Annotated in this window: 21 protein-coding genes; 9 read left to right on the top strand and 12 right to left on the bottom strand. The window is 64.5% G+C overall.

The annotated features are described in order from the left end of the window. Nucleotides 1-134 precede the first annotated feature (134 nt). Together RF641_RS00775 and RF641_RS00770 are read right to left on the bottom strand one after the other, a co-directional pair. Nucleotides 135-3,239 (bottom strand): AAA family ATPase, encoded by a 3,105-nt coding sequence (locus tag RF641_RS00775; protein WP_424572178.1) that lies wholly within the window; start codon nucleotides 3,237-3,239, stop codon nucleotides 135-137. Next, entirely contained in the window at nucleotides 3,236-4,402 is a 1,167-nt protein-coding gene (locus tag RF641_RS00770) for an exonuclease SbcCD subunit D (RefSeq protein ID WP_424572177.1), read from the bottom strand. Before RF641_RS00770 ends, RF641_RS00775 begins: the two co-directional genes overlap by 4 nt. A 52-nt stretch (nucleotides 4,403-4,454) precedes the next feature. On the opposite strand from RF641_RS00770, the gene RF641_RS00765 reads away from it, so the two are divergent. Beyond that, nucleotides 4,455-5,396, top strand: coding sequence for an ADP-ribosylglycohydrolase family protein (locus RF641_RS00765; RefSeq protein WP_424572176.1), 942 nt, complete (start codon nucleotides 4,455-4,457; stop codon nucleotides 5,394-5,396). 71 nt (nucleotides 5,397-5,467) lie between these two features. On the opposite strand, the gene RF641_RS00760 is transcribed toward RF641_RS00765, so the two are convergent. The 5 genes from RF641_RS00760 to RF641_RS00740 all read right to left on the bottom strand — a co-directional run bounded on the left by RF641_RS00760 (nucleotide 5,468) and on the right by RF641_RS00740 (nucleotide 9,292). Then, nucleotides 5,468-5,857, bottom strand: a complete 390-nt coding sequence (locus RF641_RS00760) for a hypothetical protein (RefSeq protein WP_053797806.1) — start codon at nucleotides 5,855-5,857, stop codon at nucleotides 5,468-5,470. 96 nt (nucleotides 5,858-5,953) lie between these two features. Then, nucleotides 5,954-6,955, bottom strand: coding sequence for an exonuclease domain-containing protein (locus RF641_RS00755; RefSeq protein WP_424572175.1), 1,002 nt, complete (start codon nucleotides 6,953-6,955; stop codon nucleotides 5,954-5,956). 331 nt (nucleotides 6,956-7,286) lie between these two features. Continuing rightward, nucleotides 7,287-7,970 (bottom strand): hypothetical protein, encoded by a 684-nt coding sequence (locus RF641_RS00750; RefSeq protein ID WP_231735970.1) that lies wholly within the window; start codon nucleotides 7,968-7,970, stop codon nucleotides 7,287-7,289. A gap of 8 nt (nucleotides 7,971-7,978) precedes the next feature. Then, nucleotides 7,979-8,896, bottom strand: coding sequence for an ABC transporter ATP-binding protein (locus RF641_RS00745; protein ID WP_047118774.1), 918 nt, complete (start codon nucleotides 8,894-8,896; stop codon nucleotides 7,979-7,981). Between the two features lie 36 nt (nucleotides 8,897-8,932). Beyond that, complete coding sequence (locus tag RF641_RS00740) at nucleotides 8,933-9,292, bottom strand: GntR family transcriptional regulator (protein ID WP_047118773.1); 360 nt, start codon at nucleotides 9,290-9,292, stop codon at nucleotides 8,933-8,935. 333 nt (nucleotides 9,293-9,625) lie between these two features. Between RF641_RS00740 and RF641_RS00735 the strand changes: the two genes are divergently transcribed. The 3 genes from RF641_RS00735 to RF641_RS00725 are packed head-to-tail and all read left to right on the top strand — an operon-like array spanning nucleotide 9,626 to nucleotide 12,767. Then, entirely contained in the window at nucleotides 9,626-10,294 is a 669-nt protein-coding gene (locus RF641_RS00735) for a DUF4956 domain-containing protein (protein ID WP_113608139.1), read from the top strand. Continuing rightward, a complete protein-coding gene (locus RF641_RS00730; RefSeq protein ID WP_424572174.1) occupies nucleotides 10,291-11,082 on the top strand; it encodes a polyphosphate polymerase domain-containing protein in 792 nt (263 codons plus the stop codon). Before RF641_RS00735 ends, RF641_RS00730 begins: the two co-directional genes overlap by 4 nt. An 11-nt stretch (nucleotides 11,083-11,093) precedes the next feature. Beyond that, nucleotides 11,094-12,767: a CotH kinase family protein gene (locus RF641_RS00725; protein ID WP_424572173.1), complete on the top strand. Its 1,674-nt coding sequence runs from the start codon at nucleotides 11,094-11,096 to the stop codon at nucleotides 12,765-12,767. A 547-nt stretch (nucleotides 12,768-13,314) separates the two neighbouring features. Here RF641_RS00725 and RF641_RS00720 read toward each other — a convergent pair. Beyond that, entirely contained in the window at nucleotides 13,315-15,093 is a 1,779-nt protein-coding gene (locus tag RF641_RS00720; protein ID WP_424572172.1) for an AIPR family protein, read from the bottom strand. Between the two features lie 391 nt (nucleotides 15,094-15,484). Here RF641_RS00720 and RF641_RS00715 point away from each other — a divergent pair, with 391 nt between their 5' ends. Next, entirely contained in the window at nucleotides 15,485-16,852 is a 1,368-nt protein-coding gene (locus RF641_RS00715) for an ISL3 family transposase (protein ID WP_424572171.1), read from the top strand. Here the strand turns inward: RF641_RS00715 and rdgB are convergent. The 3 genes from rdgB to RF641_RS00700 are packed head-to-tail and all read right to left on the bottom strand — an operon-like array spanning nucleotide 16,815 to nucleotide 18,886. Further along, entirely contained in the window at nucleotides 16,815-17,450 is a 636-nt protein-coding gene (rdgB, locus tag RF641_RS00710; protein ID WP_424572170.1) for an RdgB/HAM1 family non-canonical purine NTP pyrophosphatase, read from the bottom strand. The genes RF641_RS00715 and rdgB overlap by 38 nt on opposite strands. Beyond that, complete coding sequence (rph, locus tag RF641_RS00705) at nucleotides 17,447-18,181, bottom strand: ribonuclease PH (protein ID WP_047118770.1); 735 nt, start codon at nucleotides 18,179-18,181, stop codon at nucleotides 17,447-17,449. The genes rdgB and rph overlap by 4 nt, the downstream gene beginning before the upstream one ends. Nucleotides 18,182-18,226: 45 nt before the next feature. Continuing rightward, entirely contained in the window at nucleotides 18,227-18,886 is a 660-nt protein-coding gene (locus tag RF641_RS00700; RefSeq protein ID WP_424572169.1) for a helix-turn-helix transcriptional regulator, read from the bottom strand. Nucleotides 18,887-18,976: 90 nt separating this feature from the next. Here RF641_RS00700 and RF641_RS00695 point away from each other — a divergent pair, with 90 nt between their 5' ends. The 4 genes from RF641_RS00695 to RF641_RS00680 are packed head-to-tail and all read left to right on the top strand — an operon-like array spanning nucleotide 18,977 to nucleotide 21,398. Then, complete coding sequence (locus RF641_RS00695) at nucleotides 18,977-19,447, top strand: hypothetical protein (RefSeq protein WP_424572168.1); 471 nt, start codon at nucleotides 18,977-18,979, stop codon at nucleotides 19,445-19,447. Then, the gene (locus tag RF641_RS00690; protein WP_424572167.1) at nucleotides 19,447-19,773 is read left to right on the top strand and encodes a GTP cyclohydrolase I; all 327 of its coding nucleotides are present in this window, start codon (nucleotides 19,447-19,449) and stop codon (nucleotides 19,771-19,773) included. The genes RF641_RS00695 and RF641_RS00690 overlap by 1 nt, the downstream gene beginning before the upstream one ends. Nucleotides 19,774-19,779: 6 nt before the next feature. Then, complete coding sequence (gene folE / locus RF641_RS00685) at nucleotides 19,780-20,109, top strand: GTP cyclohydrolase I (protein ID WP_424572418.1); 330 nt, start codon at nucleotides 19,780-19,782, stop codon at nucleotides 20,107-20,109. 56 nt (nucleotides 20,110-20,165) lie between these two features. Continuing rightward, nucleotides 20,166-21,398: an NAD(P)/FAD-dependent oxidoreductase gene (locus RF641_RS00680; protein ID WP_424572166.1), complete on the top strand. Its 1,233-nt coding sequence runs from the start codon at nucleotides 20,166-20,168 to the stop codon at nucleotides 21,396-21,398. 100 nt (nucleotides 21,399-21,498) lie between these two features. Here the strand turns inward: RF641_RS00680 and RF641_RS00675 are convergent, their stop codons facing one another. After that, nucleotides 21,499-21,948, bottom strand: a complete 450-nt coding sequence (locus RF641_RS00675; RefSeq protein ID WP_113608149.1) for a PACE efflux transporter — start codon at nucleotides 21,946-21,948, stop codon at nucleotides 21,499-21,501. Between the last annotated feature and the right edge of the window lie 181 nt (nucleotides 21,949-22,129).

Below are 22,129 nucleotides of genomic sequence, written 5' to 3'. Positions count from 1 at the left end.
CGACAAGATATGTTGAGACAACACAACTCCATGACGAAGCGTGCGTCGTCCCACACCCCCCGACGCACAATCTGCCCAAATATGCCGATTGGCACTATCCTCAACATAGCCAGCCCCACCGGACATGTCCAGTTCTAGATGGACACCAGCGGCTGCACCTCGCGTTCGATGCGCGAACCATGCTGGGTCTTCACCACCGTCACCCGGTTGGTGATCCGCTGCTTCATCTCCGCCACGTGCGAGACCAGGCCGATGGTCCGCCCGCCGGCGCGCAGGTTCTCCAGCGCGCTCATGACCTGCTCCAGGGTCTCGGCGTCCAGCGAGCCGAAGCCCTCGTCCACGAACAAGGTCTGCATGTCCACCGCGCCGGAGTGGTGCGAGATGACGTCGGCCAGCCCCAGGGCGAGGGCCAGCGAGGCCATGAAGGTCTCGCCGCCCGAGAGCGTCTGGGTTTCGCGGTGCTTGCCGGTCCAGGCATCCAGCACGCGCAGGCCGAGCCCCGACTTGTTGTTGCCCTGCTTGGAGTCGTCGTGGTGCAGCGAGTAGCGCCCGCTGGACATGACATCCAGGCGCTGGGAGGCGGCCACTGCTACCTCCTCCAGGCGCGCGGCGAGCACGTAGGTGCTCAGCGTCATCTTGTAGAGGTTTTCTCCCCCGCCGCGGATGACGTCGGCCAGCCCGCGAAGCCGCCGGTAGGCCTCGATCACCGGCCCTGAATCCGCCCGCAGCGCCTCCAGCGCCGCCACCGACTGCTCGTGCCGGGTGGCGGTGGTCTGCGCCAGCACTTCGCGCTCGCGGGCCTGCTCGAAATCGGCATCCGCCTGGGCCACCGACTCGGCGGCCAGTTCGAGATCCAGTTCGGTGGGAGGCTCGATGCCCTCGGCGGCCAGCTTCGCGGCGCGACGGCAGTCCTCCGAGGCTTCCAGGGTGGTGATGGAGCTGGCCCGGTCGGCATCCGCTGCGGCCAGCGCGCGCAGCTGTGCGCGCTCGGCCTGAGGAAGCAGCGCGGCCTCGTGGGCGGCCGGATCCGGGAAGCCTGCGGCCTTGCGCTCGGTGTGCCAGGTGTTCTCCGCCTTCAGCGCCGCCGCATCGGCCTCGCGATAGTGGTAGACGGCGTTGTGCCCCCGGGTGTAGTCGGCCACGGCCCGCTGCAGCTTGTCGACCAGCTGCTCCAGGCTGCCTTGGCCCTGGCGGACCTTCTCCAGCTTGGCATCCAGGTCCGCAAGCTTCTCGGCCAGCGCCTCGGCGGCCTTCACCGCGGCTGCATGCTCCACCGCTGCCTGCGTGGCGCGCTCCGCTTCCGATTCGATCCGGGTGCGCAGCAGATCGATTTTTTTGATCACCGCGGCGATCCGGGCCTGTTCCTGCTCGGCGGTCTCCAGCTGCTTGGCGCCGGCGGCCAGCTGCTCGCCGAGCACGTCGACGGGCTGCCCGGCGGCCACTTCGCTGGCGGCCTCGAACTTGGTGACGGCGATGTCTCGTTTGCTGGTGGCCGCATCCAGCGTGGCGCGTTCGGCGCGGACTGCGTCGTCGAGCCGCTGGATCTGCTCGTCGTCGACCAGCTCCGCTCCGGCATCGGCCTGGGCGGGGTTCGGGTGCTCGGTGGCGCCGCAGACCAGGCAGGCCTGGCCGTCTTCCAACGCCGCGGCCAAGCGCAGGGCACTCTGTTCCAGCTGCTGGCGCTGCAGCGCAACCAGCGACTTTTCAGCCTCGACAACTTTCAGGCTTTGTGCGGCGAAGTCCGATTCGGCCGTTGCCACGGTCTTTTCCAGCTTGTCGCGGGTCTTCGCATGCTCCAGACGGCTGGCCAGCAGCTGGGTGGATTCGCGCAGCTGCTGCACCAGCGCGGCCGCGGATTCCTGGTCCAAATCCTGTTCTTCCAGAGCTGCGCGTTCGGCGCGCAAGACGGCAAGCTGCTGATCGGCTGCGGTTTTGGCGCTCTGCTGGGCGGCGACCTGGGCGGTGAGCGCGTCGAGCTTGGACACGAGCCCGGCACGGCCGGCCTCCTCAGCGGCCGCGTCCTTAGCCCGGGTCAGCTCCGCTTCGTTGTCCTTGAGCAGCTTGGCCAGCCGCTGCTGGGTGTCGGCGTCGGCCTGGCCGGTGACATCCCATTCCTTGGCAAGCTTGGCCTGGATCTCGCGCCAGGCAGCGGCCGTGGCCCGGTGCTTCTGCGCGGCCTGGTCGGCCTGCTCCTTGTAGGCCTTGACGGCAACGGCCCGGGCATCGCGGTCGAGTTTCTCCCCGGCGGCTTCCGCGGCCGGATGCTGTTCGGCGTAGGCTGCCTTCAGCTGCGCCAGCTCCTGGCGGCGGGCGAACACCCGGACCTGCTCGGCCAGGTTGGCCGAACGCTCCCGCGCGGCGGACAGCTTGGTGCGCAGCTGGCCTGCGGCGTCGGCGAGCCGGTGGTGGGTGCGCACGATCCGCTGCTGGTAGGCCTCGAATTCCTGCTCCACGCCGATTGCCTCGGCGGCCGGGTCGTCCCCGATTTCCTCCGCGATGTCCACGGCGGGCTCGGCGCCGCCACCCGTTTGTGCAACCGGTTCGAGAACCTCATGGACGGCCAGGAAGCCAGTGGCGTCGGCGCGGATCGCATTCTCACTGGCGGCCAGCGTCGATTCCAGCGCCTCGGTCTTCTGGCGCTCGGCGGCCAGGCGTGCGGCGAATTCGACCTCGATGGCGGCATAGTCGCTGGTGTCGAAGAGGTTGGCCAGCAGGTCCTCGCGGTCCTTTGCCTTCGCGCGCAGGAAATCTGCGAAGCCGCCCTGCGGCAGCATCACGACCTTGGTGAACTGGTCGCGGTCAAGCCCCAGCAGCCCGCCGAGCACCTGCCCGACCTCGTCGTTGCGGGTGGAGAGCTGTTCCCAGGCGCCGCCGGTGAATTCGCGCAGCAGGCTCACTGCCTTCTGCTCGGTGACCTTGTTCTTGCCGCGCTTGGCCGGGCGCATCCACGCCGGGGAGCGGGTCACCTCGAAGCGGCGGCTGCCAATGGTCAGTTCGCAGACCACCTGCGGTTCAAGCCCGGCGGCGGCATGGTCCGAGCGGATCTGGCGGCTGCCGGTGCGGTTGCCGGGCAGCGAGCCGTAGAGCGCATAGCAGATGGCATCCAGGATGCTGGACTTGCCGGCGCCGGTGGGTCCGTCGAGCAGGAACAGCCCGCCCTCGGCGAGCTCGTCGAAGTCGACCACCTCGGTTTCGGCGAACGGGCCGAACGCCTGGATCTGCAGCTTGTGGATTCTCATCGGCTGACCTGTGCCTCTCGGGTGCGCTGGATGACTGACTGGAGGATGTCACGTTCGGCTTCATCGGCGGCGCGTTCGCGTACGTGCTCGATGAAGTCCTGGACAACCTCCTCGGTGCTGGCTGCCTTGGCCAGCCGTTCGGCGTAGCTGGTCGGCTTGTCCTTGTCCTCGATTCCCTGCGGGTCGAAGTTCAGCACCACGGTGTCCGGGAAGCGGCCGCGGACCGCCTGCATGGCGTCGGCAGGGCGTTCCGGGTCGGTGAGCGTGACCTGGCACCAGGCGTCCGCCGCGTATTCCAGCTCGGGGTCCGCCAGCAGCTGCTGCAGCTCGCCGCGCAGGATCACCAGCTGCTTCGGGACACCCAGCAGCACCTCCTCGATGCCGGCGATCCCCTGCGGGCCGGTTTCGATAATCCACACGCCCTTCTTGTGGTTCGCCTCGGAAAAGGAATAGGCCAGCGGCGAGCCCGAGTAGCGCACATGCTCGCGCACCTGCTGGCGGCCGTGCAGGTGGCCCAGGGCCGAATAGTCGAAGTGCTCGAACAGCTCCACCTGGACCACGTCCAGGTTGCCGGTGCTCAGTTCGCGTTCCGAATCGCTGCCGACTCCCCCGGCGGCGAACAGGTGGGCCAGCGACACGCAGACCACCGCGGTGCCCTCGGCGCGCAGCTGTTCGAGGTGCTCGTCGATGCGGGTGATGGCAGCGGCCACCACCGCCTGGTGGGTGGCCTTCTGCACGCCCAGCTGGTCCATGACCATCCGCGGCTCCAGGTACGGAATGCCGTAGATCGCCACCCGGTGGTCCGGCGCGTCGAGCACCGCCGGCTGCAGCATGCGCTCGAGATCCGCGATGATGTGCACCCCGGCGGCGTCCAGCAGGTCCGCGCCGAAGTTCAGCCGCGAGGCGGAGTCGTGGTTGCCGCTGGTCATGATGATCCGCGCCCCGGTGCCGGCCAGCTCGCGCAGCGCCCAGTTGCACAGCTTCACCGCATCCACGTGGGGCAGCGCCCGGTCGTAGATGTCCCCGGCAATCAGCACCGCGTCGATGTTCCGCTCGCGGGTGATGTCGATGATCTCCTGGAGGACCGCCCGTTGGGATTCAAGCAGCGAAGCGCCGTGGAAGGTGCGGCCCAAATGCCAGTCTGAGGTGTGAAGCAATCGCATAAAACCCACCTTATGCAAAACCACCGACACAAAGGACATTAGACTGGGAGATGTGAATGAAACCGGTGAAATTGCACTCCTGCCAGAGAACTACTCAGACAAGGTGTTCGCCATCCTGCTCGGCTTGGCCGACGGCGCAACCCACGCCCGCGACGACATCGATCCCGGTGCCACCGAAATCCTCCCGCTCTACCTGGCCGACGGCCTGCTCGAAGCCCTCGAATGGGCCAACGACGGGGTGGCCAGCGACGAAGCCGCCTGCATGTGGCTCGCCGCGCTGCGCGGCTACAACAAGCTGGCCGGGTCCTTCCCGGACAACGCCCCGCAGCCGCTGAACCGCTGGATCGACGAGGAATTCTCCCGCGTGGAGATCTTCGAGACGATCCACCCCGGCGACCCGCTGAACCTTGCCGGCCTGGACTCCAAGGACATGGGCCAGCCCGGGCGCCCGACAGGTCCCGGCGCCGACTCCACCGGCGTGCTGCCGCGCGCCGCGATCGCCGCGCTGCTCGGGCGCGTGCCGGTGAGCACCACCGCGACCCTGGCCCGCGCTGCCGCGTACCTCACCCACGACGCCCAGGCCGCCGAGACCTGCATCGCCGCCGCGAAGATCATCCGCTCCGCCATGGAACGCGGCGAGGACGCCGCCGCCGAGTGGCAGCAGCTGCTGGAGCCGCTTCAAGGCACCGCCGCGCAGGCGCTGCGCGAGATCGTGTCCCGCGTCGGCGAGGGGCTCGGCCAGTCGCCGGTCGACGCCTACAACGCCTACTTCGCCGAGTACGAGCAGGAGCAGGCCGAGGAGGACTCGGACATCGCCGCCATGCCGGCAGCTTCCTCCCAAGCCGAGGTGGTCCGCGATCCGGAGGTCGACGCCTACGCGGTGGCCCTGCTGTCGGCCATCCACGGCTCGGATGCGGTGGGCGAACGCCCAGCCAGCGCGCTGGATGACATCATCTCCGAGCTGCACGACCGCTGGATGGCGCTGCTCGTCTAGCCCGCACCAAGCCCGGATAAAAAACGCCGCGCACCCTTCGGGGTGTGCGGCGTTCTGTTTTAGGTGGCCTGCTATGCGTGCGTGCCGTGCGGGTCGGCGCTTCCCGGCTGCGTGGTGCGCAGTCCCGGGGCGAAGCTGAGGAACGCTGCGGCGGCTCCGGCCAGGCCCAGCCACAGCGCGGTGTCGAACACGGTTTTGGCGACGATCCCGCATTCGCCGGCCGCGGCGCCCAGATCCAGTGCCCCGGCGGGCATGCCGCAGGCGGCTCCCTGGAAGGAGAGCGGACACAGCATGGCCAGCGCTGCAGCGCCGGTCAGCAGGACCGCGGCCCCGGCGATGCAGGCGCCGCAACGGGCCATGCGGGTGCGCCGGGCCAGGAAGATGGCCAGGCAGGCGGCGAAAAGCAGTCCCGCCAGCGACAGGACAAAACCTGCCGGCGGTTCGGAAAGAAAATCGATCATGCACAGTGCTTCGTTCGGCGGCTAGTTCAGTGCAAACCTATCAGCTGCGCGGCGTGCCGGAGGTGAACACCAGCGGTATTCCCAGTGAACTAGCACCTAGGCGGTCAGCCCGAAACCGCCGACCATCTGCAGGAATTCGCCCTCGGAGATGATGGACACGCGCTGGCCCTTTTCGCGCAGGCGCAGCACGTGCTTGGCCTTGTTGGTCAGCCGGCCGGTGGCCAGATCCTGCGGGACGAAGCCGTCGCCGACCACCAGCGCGGTGGTGGCGCGGGTGACGCGGGATGCCGACTGGGCGCCGTGCTCGGCCGCCATTTCCTTGGCCTTGGGCCGCGGCAGGCTCAGGTTGCCGGTGAACACGATGACCTGGCCGTAGAGCGGGTGGCTGGGATCCGAATCCAGGTTCGGCTGCGGGTTGGGGCCTTCCTGCGGCCAGTTGCCGAACTCACCCTGCGGGGGCAGCGGGTTGCCGGAGGCAAGCCAGCCCTGCGCGTCGCGGGTGGCACGGGAAAGCGCGTCGCCCGGGTTCCAGGCCTGGGTCAGGCCAAGCCCCACGCGGTAGTGGTCGGCGGTCTGCAGCACCGAGCTGGTGCCGCTGCGCTCGGCCATGTCGATCATCGCCCAGGCGCAGGCCACGGAGTCGGCGAGCGCCTCGTGGTGGTTCTCGATGGGATGGCCGGCTTCCTCGGCCACGAACGGCAGCGAGTAGCTGGGCAGGTCGTAGGCCTTGCGGGAGAGCTTGACGGTGCACAGGTGCGCGATCTGCGGCACCGGGCGCTCGCTGGCCTCGGAAGCCGCGCGGATCACCCCGGAGTCGAAGGCGGAATTGTGCGCCACGAGCACGTCGGAGCCCGCGAAGTCCAGCAGGTCGGGCAGCTTCGTATCCACGCGCGGAGCGTCGGCGACCATGTCTGCGGTGATGTGGTGGATGGAGACGTTGCGCGGGTCGAAATGGTCGAACCCTGCCGGCGGCTTCATGAGCCATTGCTCGGTTTCAACGATGCGCCCGGAGCGTACCTTGACCAGGCCGACCGAGCAGGCCGAGCCGATAAATCCGTTTGCTGTCTCAAAATCTACTGCAGTGAAGTCCAAAGCCACGCCACACAGTTTACTCTGCTTTGCAGCTCCTGGCTGTGACGCAGGCCCGGTGGGGCGCGCTCCCGGCGGCACCTTCTCGTGGGCGGGCGGGTTGCGGGCCGAGTTGCCAAGGTGCCGCTCCAGATCCCCGCATCTTCGTGGTGACCAGTGTTTTCATCGGTATTCGGACGGCCTGCCGGGCCGCGACTACTTTCTGGTTTTCACATCCACCCCGCAAGGCGTCTCACATGGCCGCACGACGAGCGGGCATGGCAACGGCGGACCGGGATCCTGCCGCATTCCGCGCAGGCTTCCCGGTCCGCCGTATCTCCAGGACTTCGTCTCCCGTGCCCTAGATGGTGGCCTTGCGCAGGGTCAGGTAGGACGATCCCGCCAGCAGGACGGCCAGTCCTGCGCCGAGTGCCGTGACCCCCGCCGCGGTCCAGCCTGCCAGCCAGCGGCCGACCTCGGGCCAGCTTTCGGTCAGCGTGATCAGCGCAACCGTTCCCAGCAGGGCAAGCCCCAGTCCGATGGTGAAGACCAGCACTCCGGTGGTCCGCCAGCGCATGTACAGCGTCGCGGCGTAGAAGCCGACCATGAACAGCAGCACCGTGAGCATGAAGTAGAACAGGATCTGCGTCAGCCAGTTGTTCTCGGCGATCCACTGCAGGGCAAAGAACCGGCCGTCCACTCCCCAGCCACCGGTGGCCTCCTCCAGCAGGCCCATCAGGTAGTAGAAGACTGCCAGCACCATGGCGCAGCCGCCGAACAGCGCGAGAGTTCCCAGGTAGAAGCTGCGCCGCGAGACGCTCATGGCCATCGCGAACGGGAAGGTGAGCGTCAGGGCCTGGATGCCGAGGGCCAGGAAGTACCACATGGGCGCCTGGGCACCTCCGCCGTAGAGGGTTCCTTCGCCTCCGCCGCGGCGTACCAAGTACCAGACGGCCAGGGTGAACAGGAACGATCCGGCCAGCACGATCAGGGGGATGCCGATGAACGTCCACTTGTTGATCAGTTGCATGCGTGCGACTTTCATGATGCGGCTCATTTGATGGCCTGCCTCTCGGTAGTCTGTTCCCGGTCCGATTGGGAGCTCAGCGTGCTGCGGACCACCAGCTGCTGCAGCGATACGGGGCTGAGTTCCAGCCCCAGGATCTGCGCCCGTTCGCGCTGTTCGGCGGTGAGCCGGGCGCGGATGGAAATACTGGCCAGCGAGCCCAGTGCATCGCGGTGGATGACCGGGTAGCCGGCGATGAATTCCTCGACCTTCTGGGCGCTGCCGGTGACGGTGACGGCCGCGCCCTGCAGATCCTCGGCCTCGGAATCGATGATGATCCTGCCCTGGTCGATCACGATCACGTGCTCCAGCAGGTTGGCGACCTCGTCGATCAGGTGGCTGGAGAGCACGATGGTGCGCGGGTGCTGCGCGAAGTCCTCGACCAGGCGGTCGTAGAAGATCTGCCGGGCCACGGCGTCCAGTCCCAGGTAGGGCTCGTCGAAAAAGGTGATCTCGGCACGCGAAGCCATCCCGATGATCACGCCCACCGCGGAAAGCTGGCCGCGCGAGAGTTTCTTGATCCGCCGATTGAGCGGAAGGTTGAAGGCCTTCACCAGGTCCTGGGCGAGCTGCTCGTTCCAGTTCTCGAAGAAGATAGCCGCGGCGCTGAATGCCTGTCGGACCTTGAAATCGTCAGGGTACTTCTGCGATTCGCGGATGAAGCACAGCCGCGCCAAGGTGGGGTCATGCTCAAAGGGCGTGTGCCCGAAAATTTCAGCCGTGCCCCGGTCCGCGAAGTTCTGCCCGGTGAGGATGGACATCAACGTGGTTTTGCCCGCTCCGTTGCGTCCGAGCAGCCCGTAGATCCGGTTCGGCGCGAGATTGAGGCTGACCCCATCCAGCGCCCTGACATCCTTGTAGGTCTTGGCCAGGTCCCGGGTGGTGATGGCTGGTGTTTCACTCATGGCTCATTCCTGCCTGTGCTTCTAAGTCCGGCGGTGTTAACCGGCCGAGGTTGATTTGATCATGGCAATCAGTTCATCCATTTCGATCCCGAGCTTGGCCGCTTCGGCGGTCAAGGGGGTGACGAACTGTTTGGCGAAGTGTTCCCGGCGGCTGCTGCGCAGCTTGGCCGGCGCGCCCTGGGCGACGAACATTCCGATGCCCCTTTTCTTGTACAAAAGCCCCTCTTCCACCAGCCTGTTGATGCCCTTGGCGGCGGTTGCCGGGTTGATCCGGTAGAAGGCGGCGAACTCGTTGGTGGATGGAACCTGCGACTCTTCGGGCAGGGTTCCGGAAATGATGTCGTTTTCGATCAGTTCGGAAATCTGCATGAAGATCGGCTTGGAATCATCGATCATCTTTGCTCCTCTCCACGCCCGATCCCACACCTTACTTAGTGGGTTCATTACTCATGTAACTAACCATAGGACCTTGGCAATGGTGACGCAATACCTCGGGGCGAATAGATTCTAAGAATTCTCAAACTGCTTGCTCAAGCAAAGTCGTCCAACGCCCGGATTCCCGCGGAAATCCAGCGATTCCATTCACAGCAAAAAGCTCCGCCGGAAGCCCGTTGACCCGCATCTGACCTGCGCCTTAGGTGTTTCAGGAGGCAGCCAAAGAAAGCACACAGTCACTGGTACAAAGCTGAAAGCGCCCCTCCCCAACGTCCCCTCCAAGGAAGAAACCCCATGAATATCCTGCTTTTCGCCGCCGTGGACCTGGTAGCCATCGCGGTGCTGGCCATCGGCCTCTACCTGCCCCGGCATCGACGACGCGATCTGGTGGTGTCCTACTTCGGCATCAACATCGGCGTTTTCGCCGTGGCCGCGGCCCTATCCGGCAGTTCCGTCGGCATCGGCATGGGACTCGGCCTGTTCGGCGTTCTGTCGATCATCCGCCTGCGTTCCACCGAGCTTGAGCAGCATGAGATCGCCTACTACTTCTGCGCCCTGGCCATTGGCCTGATTGCGGGCATGGCCCCGGATCCGCTGTGGCTGCCGATCGCGCTGATCACGCTGATCCTGCTGGTCATGTTCGCCGCCGACGGCTCCAAGGTGCTGCCCCGCTACCGACACCAGGAAATCGTCCTGGACCGGGCCGTGGGCGGCGACGAGGAGCTGCACGCCTATCTGTCCTCGGTGCTTCCCGGTGCCCGGATCCACCAGTGCACGGTGCAGCAGGTGGACCTGGTCAATGACAAAACGATCGTCAAGGTCCGCTTCTCCGCCGCCGCGCCGTCCAGCGGGCTTGGCGGCCCTGCTTCGGCCAGACCCGTTCCGCCGCTGCCGCGCACGAAGCCGGCCGGCACCGCACTGACCGCCGAAAACCACGAAGTCATCTCCCAGGAGTCGCGATGAACCGGGAAACCGCCACGGATTGGGTCCATCAGCTTCCCTCCATCACCTTGGAGGAGCTCAACGACAACGCGGCGCTGCAAACCCGTGTCGACCGCAAGTACATCCTCACCGCAGCGCAAGCAGGTCAGCTGCTCCCGGTGCTGGCCGCCGGGGCCCAGGTGCTGCAGATCGACCAGCTGCGCAGTTTCAGGTACTCGTCGGTCTACTTCGACACCCCCGAATTGGCCAGCTTCCACCTCGCGGCCCACCCGCGGCGGCGGCGCTTCAAGGTCCGCACCCGAAGCTACCTGGACACCGGAGCCTGTTTCCTGGAAGTCAAGACCGAAGGCGCACGGGAGCAGACGGTCAAGGAGCGCATCGAACACAACCCGGCTGAACGCAGCAATTTGGACGCCGAAGCCCGCGACTACGTCCGGCAGACGCTGGAGCACGAACTGGGCGACTGCCGAATCGACGTGGAACTGCTCGCACCGGTCATCGAGTCCTCCTACCGGCGCACCACCCTCTACCGGGCCGAATCCGGCAGCCGCGTCACGATCGACGAGCAGCTGCGCTGGGCCGATCCGCTCGGGGGCGGCCTGCTGCGCTGCAACGAGGTGGTGCTGGAGACCAAGTCGGCGCTGAATGCCGGGCAGGTCGACCGGCTGCTGTGGCGCCACGGGGTGCGCCCCTCGCGCATCTCCAAGTTCGCCACCGCAATGGGCCTGCTGCACGCCAGACTCCCGGCGAACCGCTGGCACCAGAGCACCAAATACAAGATCACCACCGAGTTTTCCCTCCAGGACTAGGAGCACGGAACATGTATCCCCGCGACAAATTCACGCATTCCGCCCCCGACGGTCCCCGGCGCGGCGCCCGCAACCTGATGACCATGGCCGCGACACTGTCCATCGCCGCCATGGCGCTGGCCGGCTGCAGCCCGGTCCCCGGCGCCCAGGCCACCGACGGCATCGTCAACACCCAGGTCAGCGCCGAGACCGCGAGCTTCTTCAACAGCGACTCGGTGCACGAGATCAGCGTCGAGGCCGACGAGCAGGACGTGGCCGCAGCGCTGGAGGCCTATGAGTCGGAGCAGTCCAAGGAATGGATCAGCGCAACCGTCACCATCGACGGCACCGTATTCCAGAACGCCGGCCTGCGGCTGAAGGGCAATTCCACGCTGCGCCAGGCGGACACCGGTTCGGACCCGCAGGACCTGCCCTGGCAGATCCGGCTGGACAAATTCGTCGATGGCCAGAGCTACGCGGGCCGCACGCAGTTCGTGGTGCGCACCAACACCTCGCAGACCTCGCTGAACGAGGCAGTGGCGCTGGCGTTGCTCGGCGAGGCGGGGCTGGCCACCGAGCAGGCGGCGGCCACCCGGTTCACGCTGAACGGCTCCGCGGCCCAGCTCCGGCTGGTCATCGACAATCCCTCCGATGAGTTGTACAGCGCGGCGGTGTTCACCGGCGAAGGCATCACCTACAAGGCCGATTCCAGCGGCGACTACTCCTACCGAGGCGCCAGCGGCAGCGACTACGACAGCGCCTTCAGCGTGGAGTCAGGGGCCGAGGACCTGACGCCGATCGCCGACTTCCTGGACTTCGTGAACAACTCCTCCGACGCGGACTTCGCCGCGCAGCTGGCCGAGCACCTGGACGTCGACCAGTTCGCGACCTATCTTGCGATGCAGGACCTGGTCGCGAATTCCGATGACATCGACGGGCCGGGCAACAACTCGTTCCTGCGCTACGACACCTCCAGCGGCACGATGACCGTGGTCGCGTGGGACCAGAACCTGTCCTTCGGCGGCATGGGTGGCATGGGCGGTGCTCGCGGCGACGCCGACGGCCCAGTCGGGAGCGGCCCGGGGACCGACGCGATGCTCGAACGCTTCCTTCCCGCCGGCGCGGATGTGCAGGCGGCGACGGCGCAGATCACGCAGGGAATCTTGCCCGAGGGCGCGGCCCTGCCCGAAGGCATGAAGCTCACCGGGGACACCACCTTGCTGCAGGTGCTGCAGCAGCTGGCCAAGGGCGAGATGCCCGCCGGCCTGTCACCGCAGGACGGGCAGCGCCCCGGGCATCAGGACGCAGGCGGATCTGCCGACCCCGGGGCGCAGGGCGATCTCCAGGCAGGGCGCCCGCGCGCAGCGAACGACAATCCGCTGGTCACCCGGTTCCTGGCCAACACGGACTTCAGTGCCAAGGTCGAACAGGCGAAAACCAAACTGACCGCGAAGCTCTACGATTCGGGGGCGGCGCAGCAGATCCTGGACACCTGGAGCGCGCTGCTCACCAGCCAGGCCGGAGACCTGGTCGACGCGGATACGGTGGCATCGGAGGCGGAAGCGATCAGCGCCTACTTCACCAAGGACACCGGCTCGGGCGCGGGCCAGGCGCCGGGTCTGGTTCCGAGGCAGGCTCCGCAGCGAGGTTCCCGGCAGGACGAGGCGACGCAAAACACGGCGGACCCCGACTCCAGCCAGTCCTGAACCATCCAGGGGCAGGAAAAAATCCGGCATCCCGCCGCTGCGAGGCGGAAGGATGCCGGATTGTGATGTGGCGGCCGGCTGCTAGCGGGCGGCGGCTACGTTGATCGCAGGAGGTTCTTCACTAGCGGGTCCGGTTCGGTCGCCAGCATCGAAGTGGGCTTGAACAACCCACCGACGCAGTTTTTCTGCTCAGATATTCAGCTTGGGTGTTCCACTTGGGCATGCCTCCAATCCTCACGAAAAGGAACGGCATGACACCCAGGACGATTCACAGGTCGGTCTGCAGGCGTAGTGAGCGCGTCACATGAATGAAGCCTCCCAGGGTTCTCAGCCCTACCACCCGTGTTCCAACGTCGCTTTCAGATTTTGGCCGTCGGAGCAATGCTGTATTGCAGGAGGAACAAGTGGACTCTAAAGGGCGGCCCCATGGGCCAGAAAGACTGGCGCTCATAGACGGCCAACGACTTCAAAGTGATGATTGTCTTGCGTAGCCAGGCCAATGCCAGCATCGACCTTGTTCATTCCTTTAATATGGCCTCAAACCGAATCAAGCAGTCCCACCACTAGCGTTCTTTGAATTTTCTAATAAAACACGTTGGGATACAAGGCCTTTCAGTTCAGAACCCTTATAGATTCGATCAGCGGCGAGACCCTTATTAGCAAGCTTCGTAACTTCATCTATTATTATTTGATGTAGTTTTGCAAGGTCTGCTGAGTTCGGCGCAGACTTCAAGGCATTATCCGGAACAGATTCGAAATCAACAATTTTGGTAACTCCCGACGAGTAAAGCGCATAAGCGAATACCAGGTAGTACCGGACATTCGTAATATCGTCAGAAATCTTGGCTGCATCATCCGTTTGAAGATACGCGGCAACTGCTTTGGTCGTTTCGAGGGCCTTTAAATAGATTATTTCTGGTATGGAGTCCGCAAATATTTTGTCCCAGCCAGAAGCTTTGCTCAGGAGAGTATTGGGCCGAGCACGAGCAGTATCCGGTAGGGCAAGACGGTATGCCATCACAGCCTGTGCCAGATCAGTGGGCGTTCGTATTTTTGCCGCAGAGATTGCTCGGCCTCGATACTGATGCCGGCGGCGCTCGTAGTACCAGTCATGCGCTTTGAGGTACTCTTCAATGCGGATCTGTTTCTCATCGTTTGCGTGCAACTGCAAGCCAGCAATTGCCGTCTGATTATTTGTAGCATTGATGACGGATTCGCGAACTTCGGGGTCAGATTCTGAGATCACTCTAACCAGAACTAGCTGATTCAAACGTGAGGAAGTTATATTTCCACTAAGTTCCTGCTCGTGTATGACATGAGATGTTTGCAACCCGTTGACAATGAGCGGGTTCACCAAAAGCCATTCGAACTCGACCGGATCATTCATTTTGTCCGCAATGATGGTGATCCCGTTGTTGAGCCACCAAAAGTTGGAGCTGGAGTTCTGCGACAGCGTTCCCGCGATCGCATTATTTACCCTAATATTTGAACCTGCGTAGTCTCGGACATTGGTCGCGAAGAGCTCGTCACGGATGATTTTGGACTTCGGCTGCCTTAGGAACTTTATGTACTCCTTAATTGAGATAAGACCAACAAGTGATTTGCCATCGCGCATGGGGTGCTTGGCAAGCTTCAGCATTGCCTTGGATTCCACAGTCTTGCGCACCCGTTTGACAATCTCGACGTCTCCAACATGATCAACCGTGACACGGCTTCCAGTGGGAAGTCTACTGCTCAGCCAGTCTTTCAGTTGCTTCGATTTTGTCTTCATGTAATTTTCGACACGCCGTTGCTCACCAAACGAAACATACAAAACATGAAAGTTATACACCGGAGCGAACTCAGCAAGTTTACGCCGAGCAGCTCGCCAAGTCTTTGCCATTTCAACAACATTGTCATTGAGAGGGAATTCTCGGAGGCTCTTTTCAGTCACCTTGTCATCGAATATTGCTTCGAGTGTGCTCCGAATTTTCGTAAAAACATTTGTATCCCACTTGGTTTCATTTTTCGCTTGAATCAAGTAGACGTCTACGGTCAATCCATGCTGAATGCCGTCGAGAGCTTTGGCTTTTCGGGAAATTCGAATCGAATCTGGGGTCAAGAGCTCAGTCTTGTTTAGGAGTATGTAAAAACCATCGATACCTCCATCATTCTTCGTTGCAACAAGTCCTTGTTCTAAGTCGGACCCAGTTACGCCATGATGCCTGAGTTCCAAGTCTGCTGAAAACCTTTCGAAAGCATGTGCTTCAGACAGCGATGGATAATTTTCAGTTCTGAATTTGTTGAAGGCTTCCTTGGCTATGATTTGGTCAGGTGAGAGAGTCATGAGGCGATAATCTCACGAGCACCGACAACTGATCAATCATATGTCGACGTTTTCTAAAATATAGCGCCAAACTGCTCTCTGGTCATCCCGGCTAAGAACCGAGTTTTTGGATTTAGAAACACTGTGCGCGCTTGCAACAACCACCTGCGTTCCTTCTGGGGCATACCGGATCACCTGCACAGTATCCTTCACCCTCGGAACATTGGGCGCCGCACCATAGCGATCAGTTTTATTCTTGGCCGAGACGGCAGAACGTAGGCGACGCTTCGCAATCTAAGGTGCAACAGCCCCATCCAATACCGGACATCAGGTAGCGTGTCACGGCATGGAAAGGCCGAGAGCTTCACGAGAATGAAAGCTCCTACACCAACACCGTCGAAAGCTCTCGGCCATGCTCAATGCTACTTACTGCACCCCGGATTTGACGACCTTCTGCGGCCTGGACGAGCTCGGACTGACCGCCACCGGCCAGCAGATCACCGCGGCCCGCGCGGTCATCGAATGCAAAGTCATCCACGACGACACCTATTGCCACCGGTGCGGTGCCCAAGGCACCCCGCGAGACACCCGAATCCGCCGGCTGTCCCACGCACCGCTCGGGTGGCGTCCCACCATCCTGGCCATCCGGGTCCGCCGCTACCGCTACGCCACCTGCAAGCACGTATGGGTGCAGGACACACGCCTAGTCGCTGAACCGAAAGCGAAGATCTCCCGCGGAGGGCTGCGCTGGGCCTTGAAGGGCATCGTGTGCCAGCACTTGAGCATGGCCCGGGTCGCTGAATCGCTGGCCGTTTCGTGGAACACCGCGAACCACACGGTGCTGGCCGAAGGACAGCGCGTGCTGATCAACAGCCCTGCTCGCTTCGACAAGGTCAGCGTGATCGGGGTGGATGAACACGCGTGGCGGCATACCCGCCACGGAGACAAGTACGTCACCGTGATCATTGATTTGACCCCTGTGCAGGAGCAACGCGGTCCGGCACTCCTATTGGACATGATCCAGGGACGGTCCAAACAGGTCTTCAAGTCCTGGCTGCAAGAGCGGGACCCTGCCTGGCGGGCCGGGGTGCAGATCGTGGCGATGGACGGGTTCACCGGCTTCAAGACCGCCGCGGCCAAAGAACTGCCCCACGCGGTGGAAGTGATGGACTCGTTCCATGTGGTCAAGCTGGCCGGCACCGCGGCGGAGAAGGCCCGGCAGCGGATCCAGCATGAAACGCTGGGCCGGCGAGGCAGGACCAAGGATCCCTTGTATCGGGCACGCAAGACCCTGCTCACCGGTGAGGAACTGCTCAGCGAGCGTGGGAAAGGTCAGCTGCAGACGTTGTTTGCGGCACTTGGCCATCGGGTCGTGGAAGCGACCTGGAAGGTATATCAGCGGATGGTGGCCGCCTATCGGGCCCCTTCACCGGCTGCGGGGAAGATCCTGTTGAGGGAGCTGATTCATGACCTGACCAAGACCTTCCCGGATAGTCTGGTTGAGGTGAAGTCGTTGGCGTCCACGTTGACGAAGCGGGCGAGGGACATCCTGGCGTATTTTGATCATCTGGGATCGTCGAATGGGCAGATCGAGGCGATCAGTGGCCGGTTGGAGCATCTTCGTGGGTCGGCGTTGGGGTTCAGGAACCTCGCGAACTATGTCGCGAGGTCCTTGTTGGAGTCTGATGGGTTCAGACCGGTATACACCCGTAATTGCGAAAAGCCATTTAATCATCCAGAAGCTAGCGGGCGGCGAGCGCCTTGGTCACCTCGTCGATGATCACCGGCAGCAGCGCGGCGAACGCGCGGGCCCGGTGCGAGATCGCGTTCTTCTCCTCGGGGGTGTGCTCGGCCATGGTCTTGCCGGAGCCCTCGGGTTCGAAGATCGGGTCGTAGCCGAAGCCGTGGGATCCGGCGCGCTGGGTGCGCAGCACTCCGGCCGAGGTGCCCAGTTCCACGTGCTCGGCACCGGCCGGGGTGGCCAGCGCGGCGGCGCAGACGAACTGCGCGGCGCGGTGCTCGGCGGCGATGTCCCCCAGCTGCGCCAGCAGCAGGTCGATGTTCGCCTCGTCGTCGCCGTGCACGCCCGACCAGCGGGCGGAGAAGATGCCCGGGGCGCCGCCCAGCACGTCGACGCTCAGCCCGGAGTCGTCGGCCAGCGCGATCAGCCCGCTGGAGGCGGCGACCTCGCGGGCCTTCTTCAGCGCGTTGCCGGCGAAGGTGACCTGGTCCTCGACCGGGTCGCTGGCCCCGGCGGCGGCCGCGTCGATCACCTGGGTGTCGACGTCCAGCCCCGGAACCTTGCCGCGCAGCAGCTCGCGCAGTTCGCGCAGCTTGCCGGCGTTGTGCGAGGCCAGGACCAGCACGGGCGCGCTCACTGGGCGGCCCGCAGGGTCTCCCGCTGGATCTGCGCGAGCTCGTTGGTGCCGCCCAGGGCGAGGTCCAGCAGCGCGTCCAGCTCGGCGCGCTTGAACGGCGCGCCCTCGGCGGTGCCCTGCACCTCGACGAAGTCGCCGGAGCCGGTGACCACGACGTTCATGTCGGTCTCCGCGCGCACGTCTTCCTCGTAGGGCAGGTCAAGCATCGGAGTGCCGTCGATGATGCCCACCGAGATGGCGGCGACCGAGTCGGTCAGCACCTTGGCGTTCTGCTTCAGGATGCCCTGGGAGCGGGCCCACTCGATGGCCTCGGCCAGCGCCACATAGGCGCCGGTGATCGCGGCGGTGCGGGTGCCGCCGTCGGCCTGCAGCACGTCGCAGTCGAGCACGATGGTGTTCTCGCCCAGCTGCTTGGTGTCCACCACGGCGCGCAGCGAGCGGCCGATCAGGCGGGAGATCTCATGGGTGCGTCCGGAGAGCTTGCCCTTAACCGATTCGCGGGAGTTGCGGGTGTTGGTGGCACGCGGGAGCATGGCGTATTCGGCGGTGACCCAGCCGGTGCCCTCGCCCTTCAGCCAGCGCGGCACGCCTTCGGTGAACGACGCGGTGCACAGCACGCGCGTGTTGCCGAATTCGATCAGGGCCGAGCCTTCGGCCTGGGCGGACCAGCCGCGGGTGATGGTAATGTCTCGAAGTTGCGCGGCGCCTCGGCCGTCGGCACGTAAAGTCATGCTTCCATCCTATCCACTGGCCGGGCTCCGCCGCGCACATCGGGCCTACGCTTCGGGGTGGATCACCACACAGCAGCGCCCCTCGGCGGGGCTGAGCTCGGCGCGCCGCCCATCGCAGCGGCATCCGGTGAGCACCCCGGAGACCAGCTCCTGGTTCATCGAGCAGACCATCTGGGTCTGGTGCTGGGCCACCAGGTGGAAGGGGCAGTTGGCCATGGTGATGTCGCCGTTCTCCTCCTGCACCGGCTCGTAGCCCAGCTCGCGCAGCAGCTGCATCAAGTCCTCGCCCGACTCCCCCAGCTCGATCCCCTCGCTGCGCGCGGCGGCCAGCAGCGCACCCATCACGACGCCGCTGCTATCGCTCGCGGCAGCGGTGGCCAGCAGGCTTCCGAGCAGCCGGTAGTTGCGCGGTGGCACGGTCAGTGAAATTTCCTGCTGCGCAGGCTCGTAGAGCTTGGCCGGACGGCCGGCGCCGGGCCCGGTTTTCCCCTGCAGCCGGGCATAGGTGGTCGCGAGCAGCCCTGCCTCGCCCAGGTTGTCCAGGTGGTAGGCGGCCAGCGTGCGGCTGATCCCGGCCGCGGCCGCCGCCTCGTCCCGGCTCACCGGCTCGCTACGGGAAAGGACGTAGTCGAAGAGGCGGTGGCGCACCGGATCCGTCAGCGTTTTGAGCATTTGCTGGGTCATGGGCTTCTGCATCTTCGACATGACCGAATTCTATCAACAATAGATCTTGACAAATAGGGCTAAGCGGATAATTCTAAGATGCACACACATTAGTTTTAGAGGGTGGTGATCATGAATGCTGCCTACAGCGGACGTCTCCCTGCGTCCCTGGCCCCGGCAACTTTTGGTACACGGATCTTCAGTGATCCGTCGTTCGGTGCGTTCTGGATCTCGCGCATCGGTTTTGTCCTCCTGCCGCTGCTGATGGGCGTGGACAAGTTCTTCAACGTCATGACCTACTGGCCGGACTACCTGGCCCCGTGGGTCGTCTCGCTGCTGCCGCTCTCGGCGGCCACGGCGATGTACCTGGTCGGGGCGGTGGAGATCATCGCAGGCATCGCGATCGCGATCAAGCCGCGCTATGCCAACTACATCGTTGCCCTGTGGCTGCTTGGCATCATCGTGAACCTGTTGCTGCTCGGCGGCGTGCTGGATGTCGCCCTGCGCGATGTCGGGCTGCTCGTCGCGGCGCTGGCGCTCTCCCGCCTCGCCGCGGAATTCGATCCGCCCTTCGGTGCGCGCCAGCGGAAGGCGCACGCCTGATGAACTCCGTGGACCAGCTCGGCGAAGCGTTGGCCGATGTGGCGGAACTCGATGGGCAGGCTCCGGGCCTGCCCACCCGGGTGCTGTCTCCTCATCAGGCCGGGGAAATGGACCTCGCGGCCGCCGAACACGCCGCCGGCGAATTCCTGCGTGCACTGGGCATGGACCTGGGCGCGGTGCATCTGCAGCGCACCCCCGCCCGCATGGCGCAGGCCTGGGCGCAGATGCTGACCCCGCGCGACTTCACCTTCACGACATTCCCCAACGAGGAGCACTACGACCAGCTGGTGGTGCTGCGCGATATTCCGGTTCGCCCGGTGTGCTAGCACCACCTGCTCCCCTTCACCGGGCGGGCCGGCGTGGGCTCCCTGCCCGGCGAGCGCATCGTGGGCCTGTCGAAGCTGGCGCGCATCGTCGAGCACTTCGCCTGCCGTCCGCAGACCCAGGAACTGCTGACCCAGCAGATCGCCGATTGGCTGCGCAAGGTGCTGAGCCCGCGGGCGGTCGGAGTGGTGATCTCCGCCGAGCATTCGTGCATGAGCCTGCGCGGGGCCAACACCCCGGGCACCAGCACGGTGACCTCCGCCCTGCTCGGGCACCTGCGGGACAACGCCGGCGCACGGCAGGAATTCCTGTCCTTCTCCGGCCTGATGAACAACTGAGATTCCGGCTCGACAGCGCTTTGCCCGGGCTGCACGCCTAGTGAAAGGAACATCCAATGAGCACCGATGGACATCTGGTGATCGTCGGCGGCGGGTTGGCCGCGGCAAAGAGCGCAGAGCACCTGCGGCTGCAGGGCTACACGGGGCCGGTCACGATCTTCGCCGGCGAGGACCACCTGCCCTACGAGCGCCCGCCGTTTTCCAAGGACTACCTGCAGGGCAAGTCTGAGTTCGACCAGGCGCTGGTGCACCCCAAGCAGTGGTACGCGGTCAACGACGTCAATGTCCGGCAGGCAACCAGCGTCGTGGCGCTCGACCCGGTGGACAAGAAGCTGCGGACCTCGGCCGGGGACACAGTGGACTGGGACACCCTGATCCTCGCCACCGGTTCCGCCCCGCGCCGCCTGCCGCTGCCCGGCACCGACGCTCAGAACGTCTACTACCTGCGCACCGTCGAGGACTCCACCGCGATCCGCGAGCACTTCGGGCCCGGCCGGCGGCTGGTGCTCATCGGCGGCGGCTGGATCGGACTCGAGGTCGCCGCCGCAGCGCAACTGGCGGGAACCGAGGTGACCATCCTGGAGCAAGCCGCGCAGCCGCTGCTGGCGGTGCTCGGCCCGGAGATCTCCCCGCACTTCGCCACGCTGCACACCGACCACGGGGTCAACCTGCGCTGCAGCGTGAAGATCACCAAGGTCGCCACCCAGAACGGCAGGGCCGCCGGGGTCCTGCTGGCGGACGGCGAGCTGGTGCCGGCCGATGCGGTGGTCATCGGCATCGGCGTCGCCCCGCAGATCGAGCTGGCGCAGGCCGCCGGGCTGAAAATCGAGAACGGTGTGCTGGTGGATTCCGCGCTGCAGAGCAGCAATCCGGACATCTACGCGGTGGGCGACATCGCGAACCACAACCATCCGGCCCTCGAACGCCGGGTGCGCGTGGAGCACTGGGCCACGGCGCTGAACCAGCCGGCCGCCGTGGCGGCGAGCATCACCGGCACACGCACCGAATACACGGAGCTGCCCTATTTCTTCAGCGACCAGTACGACTTGGGTATGGAGTACATCGGGCACGCGCCCCACGGATCCTACGACCGCATCATCGTGCGCGGGGATCCATCAGTGCGCGAATTCATGGCGTTCTGGGTCAATGCCCGGAACCAGGTGCTCGCCTGCATGAACGTGAACATCTGGGATGTCATGGACGACTTCAAGGCGCTGATCCTGTCCCGGAAGGGCGTTGATCCGGCCAAGCTCGCCGATCCGTCAGTTCCCTTGGGCGATCTGTTCTAGGAGATCCGGTCAGGCACCATCAGGTTAAAGCAGTCGGTCATCCGGAACCTCCCTTCTGGGAAGTCCCGGATGGCCGATTGCCTTGGCCGGCAGCCAGCGGCTACATGCTCGCGCAGTGCTCCGTGGACGGCGCGGCTGCCTTCTGCTTGGCGCGCGGGACGATCTTGTCGAAGACCCAGGCGAAAACGAAGGTGTAGATCAGGAAGAAGACCAGCAGGCCTGCTTCCAGCATCAGCGCCTCAAGAATCGTGACGCCGAGGATGAGCGCGAGGATGGGGACCAGGATGACCACCAGTCCGCCCTCGAAGCCCAGCGCGTGGGCAATGCGGCGGCGCAGCGTGCGCTGGGTGTTGTCCTGCCGCTGCTCCCACGCGTCGAACATCATGTTGAAGAGGTAGTTCCAGATCAGCGCGACCGCCGAGGAAACGACTGCGACAGTGGATGAATGCGATCCGGAAAACCCGAGAAGCGAAAGGCCGAAGGTGGTCGCGACAATGGCGATGAGCTCATAGCTGACGACGTAAACAACCCGGCGAAGCGTGGCGGACACGAAAATCTCTCCCAATACGTTGATGCCACAGGAAGTCCTCGATGAGGTTTCGCGTCCATGGTCAGTGAATAAACCGGCAAGGCGGCGGTAATCCTGCCTGCCCTGCTGATTTAACGCTAGCACCAAGGAAACACCGGGGCATTAACTGGTAATCAAGCTCACCACCTGCTCATTAACTCAT

The organism is Arthrobacter sp. 'calajunan' (genome assembly GCF_046940185.1).
Classification (GTDB): domain Bacteria; phylum Actinomycetota; class Actinomycetes; order Actinomycetales; family Micrococcaceae; genus Glutamicibacter; species Glutamicibacter soli.
The sequence above is the reverse complement of the archived record's forward strand: the minus strand, read 5'-3'. Positions and strand labels throughout refer to the sequence as shown.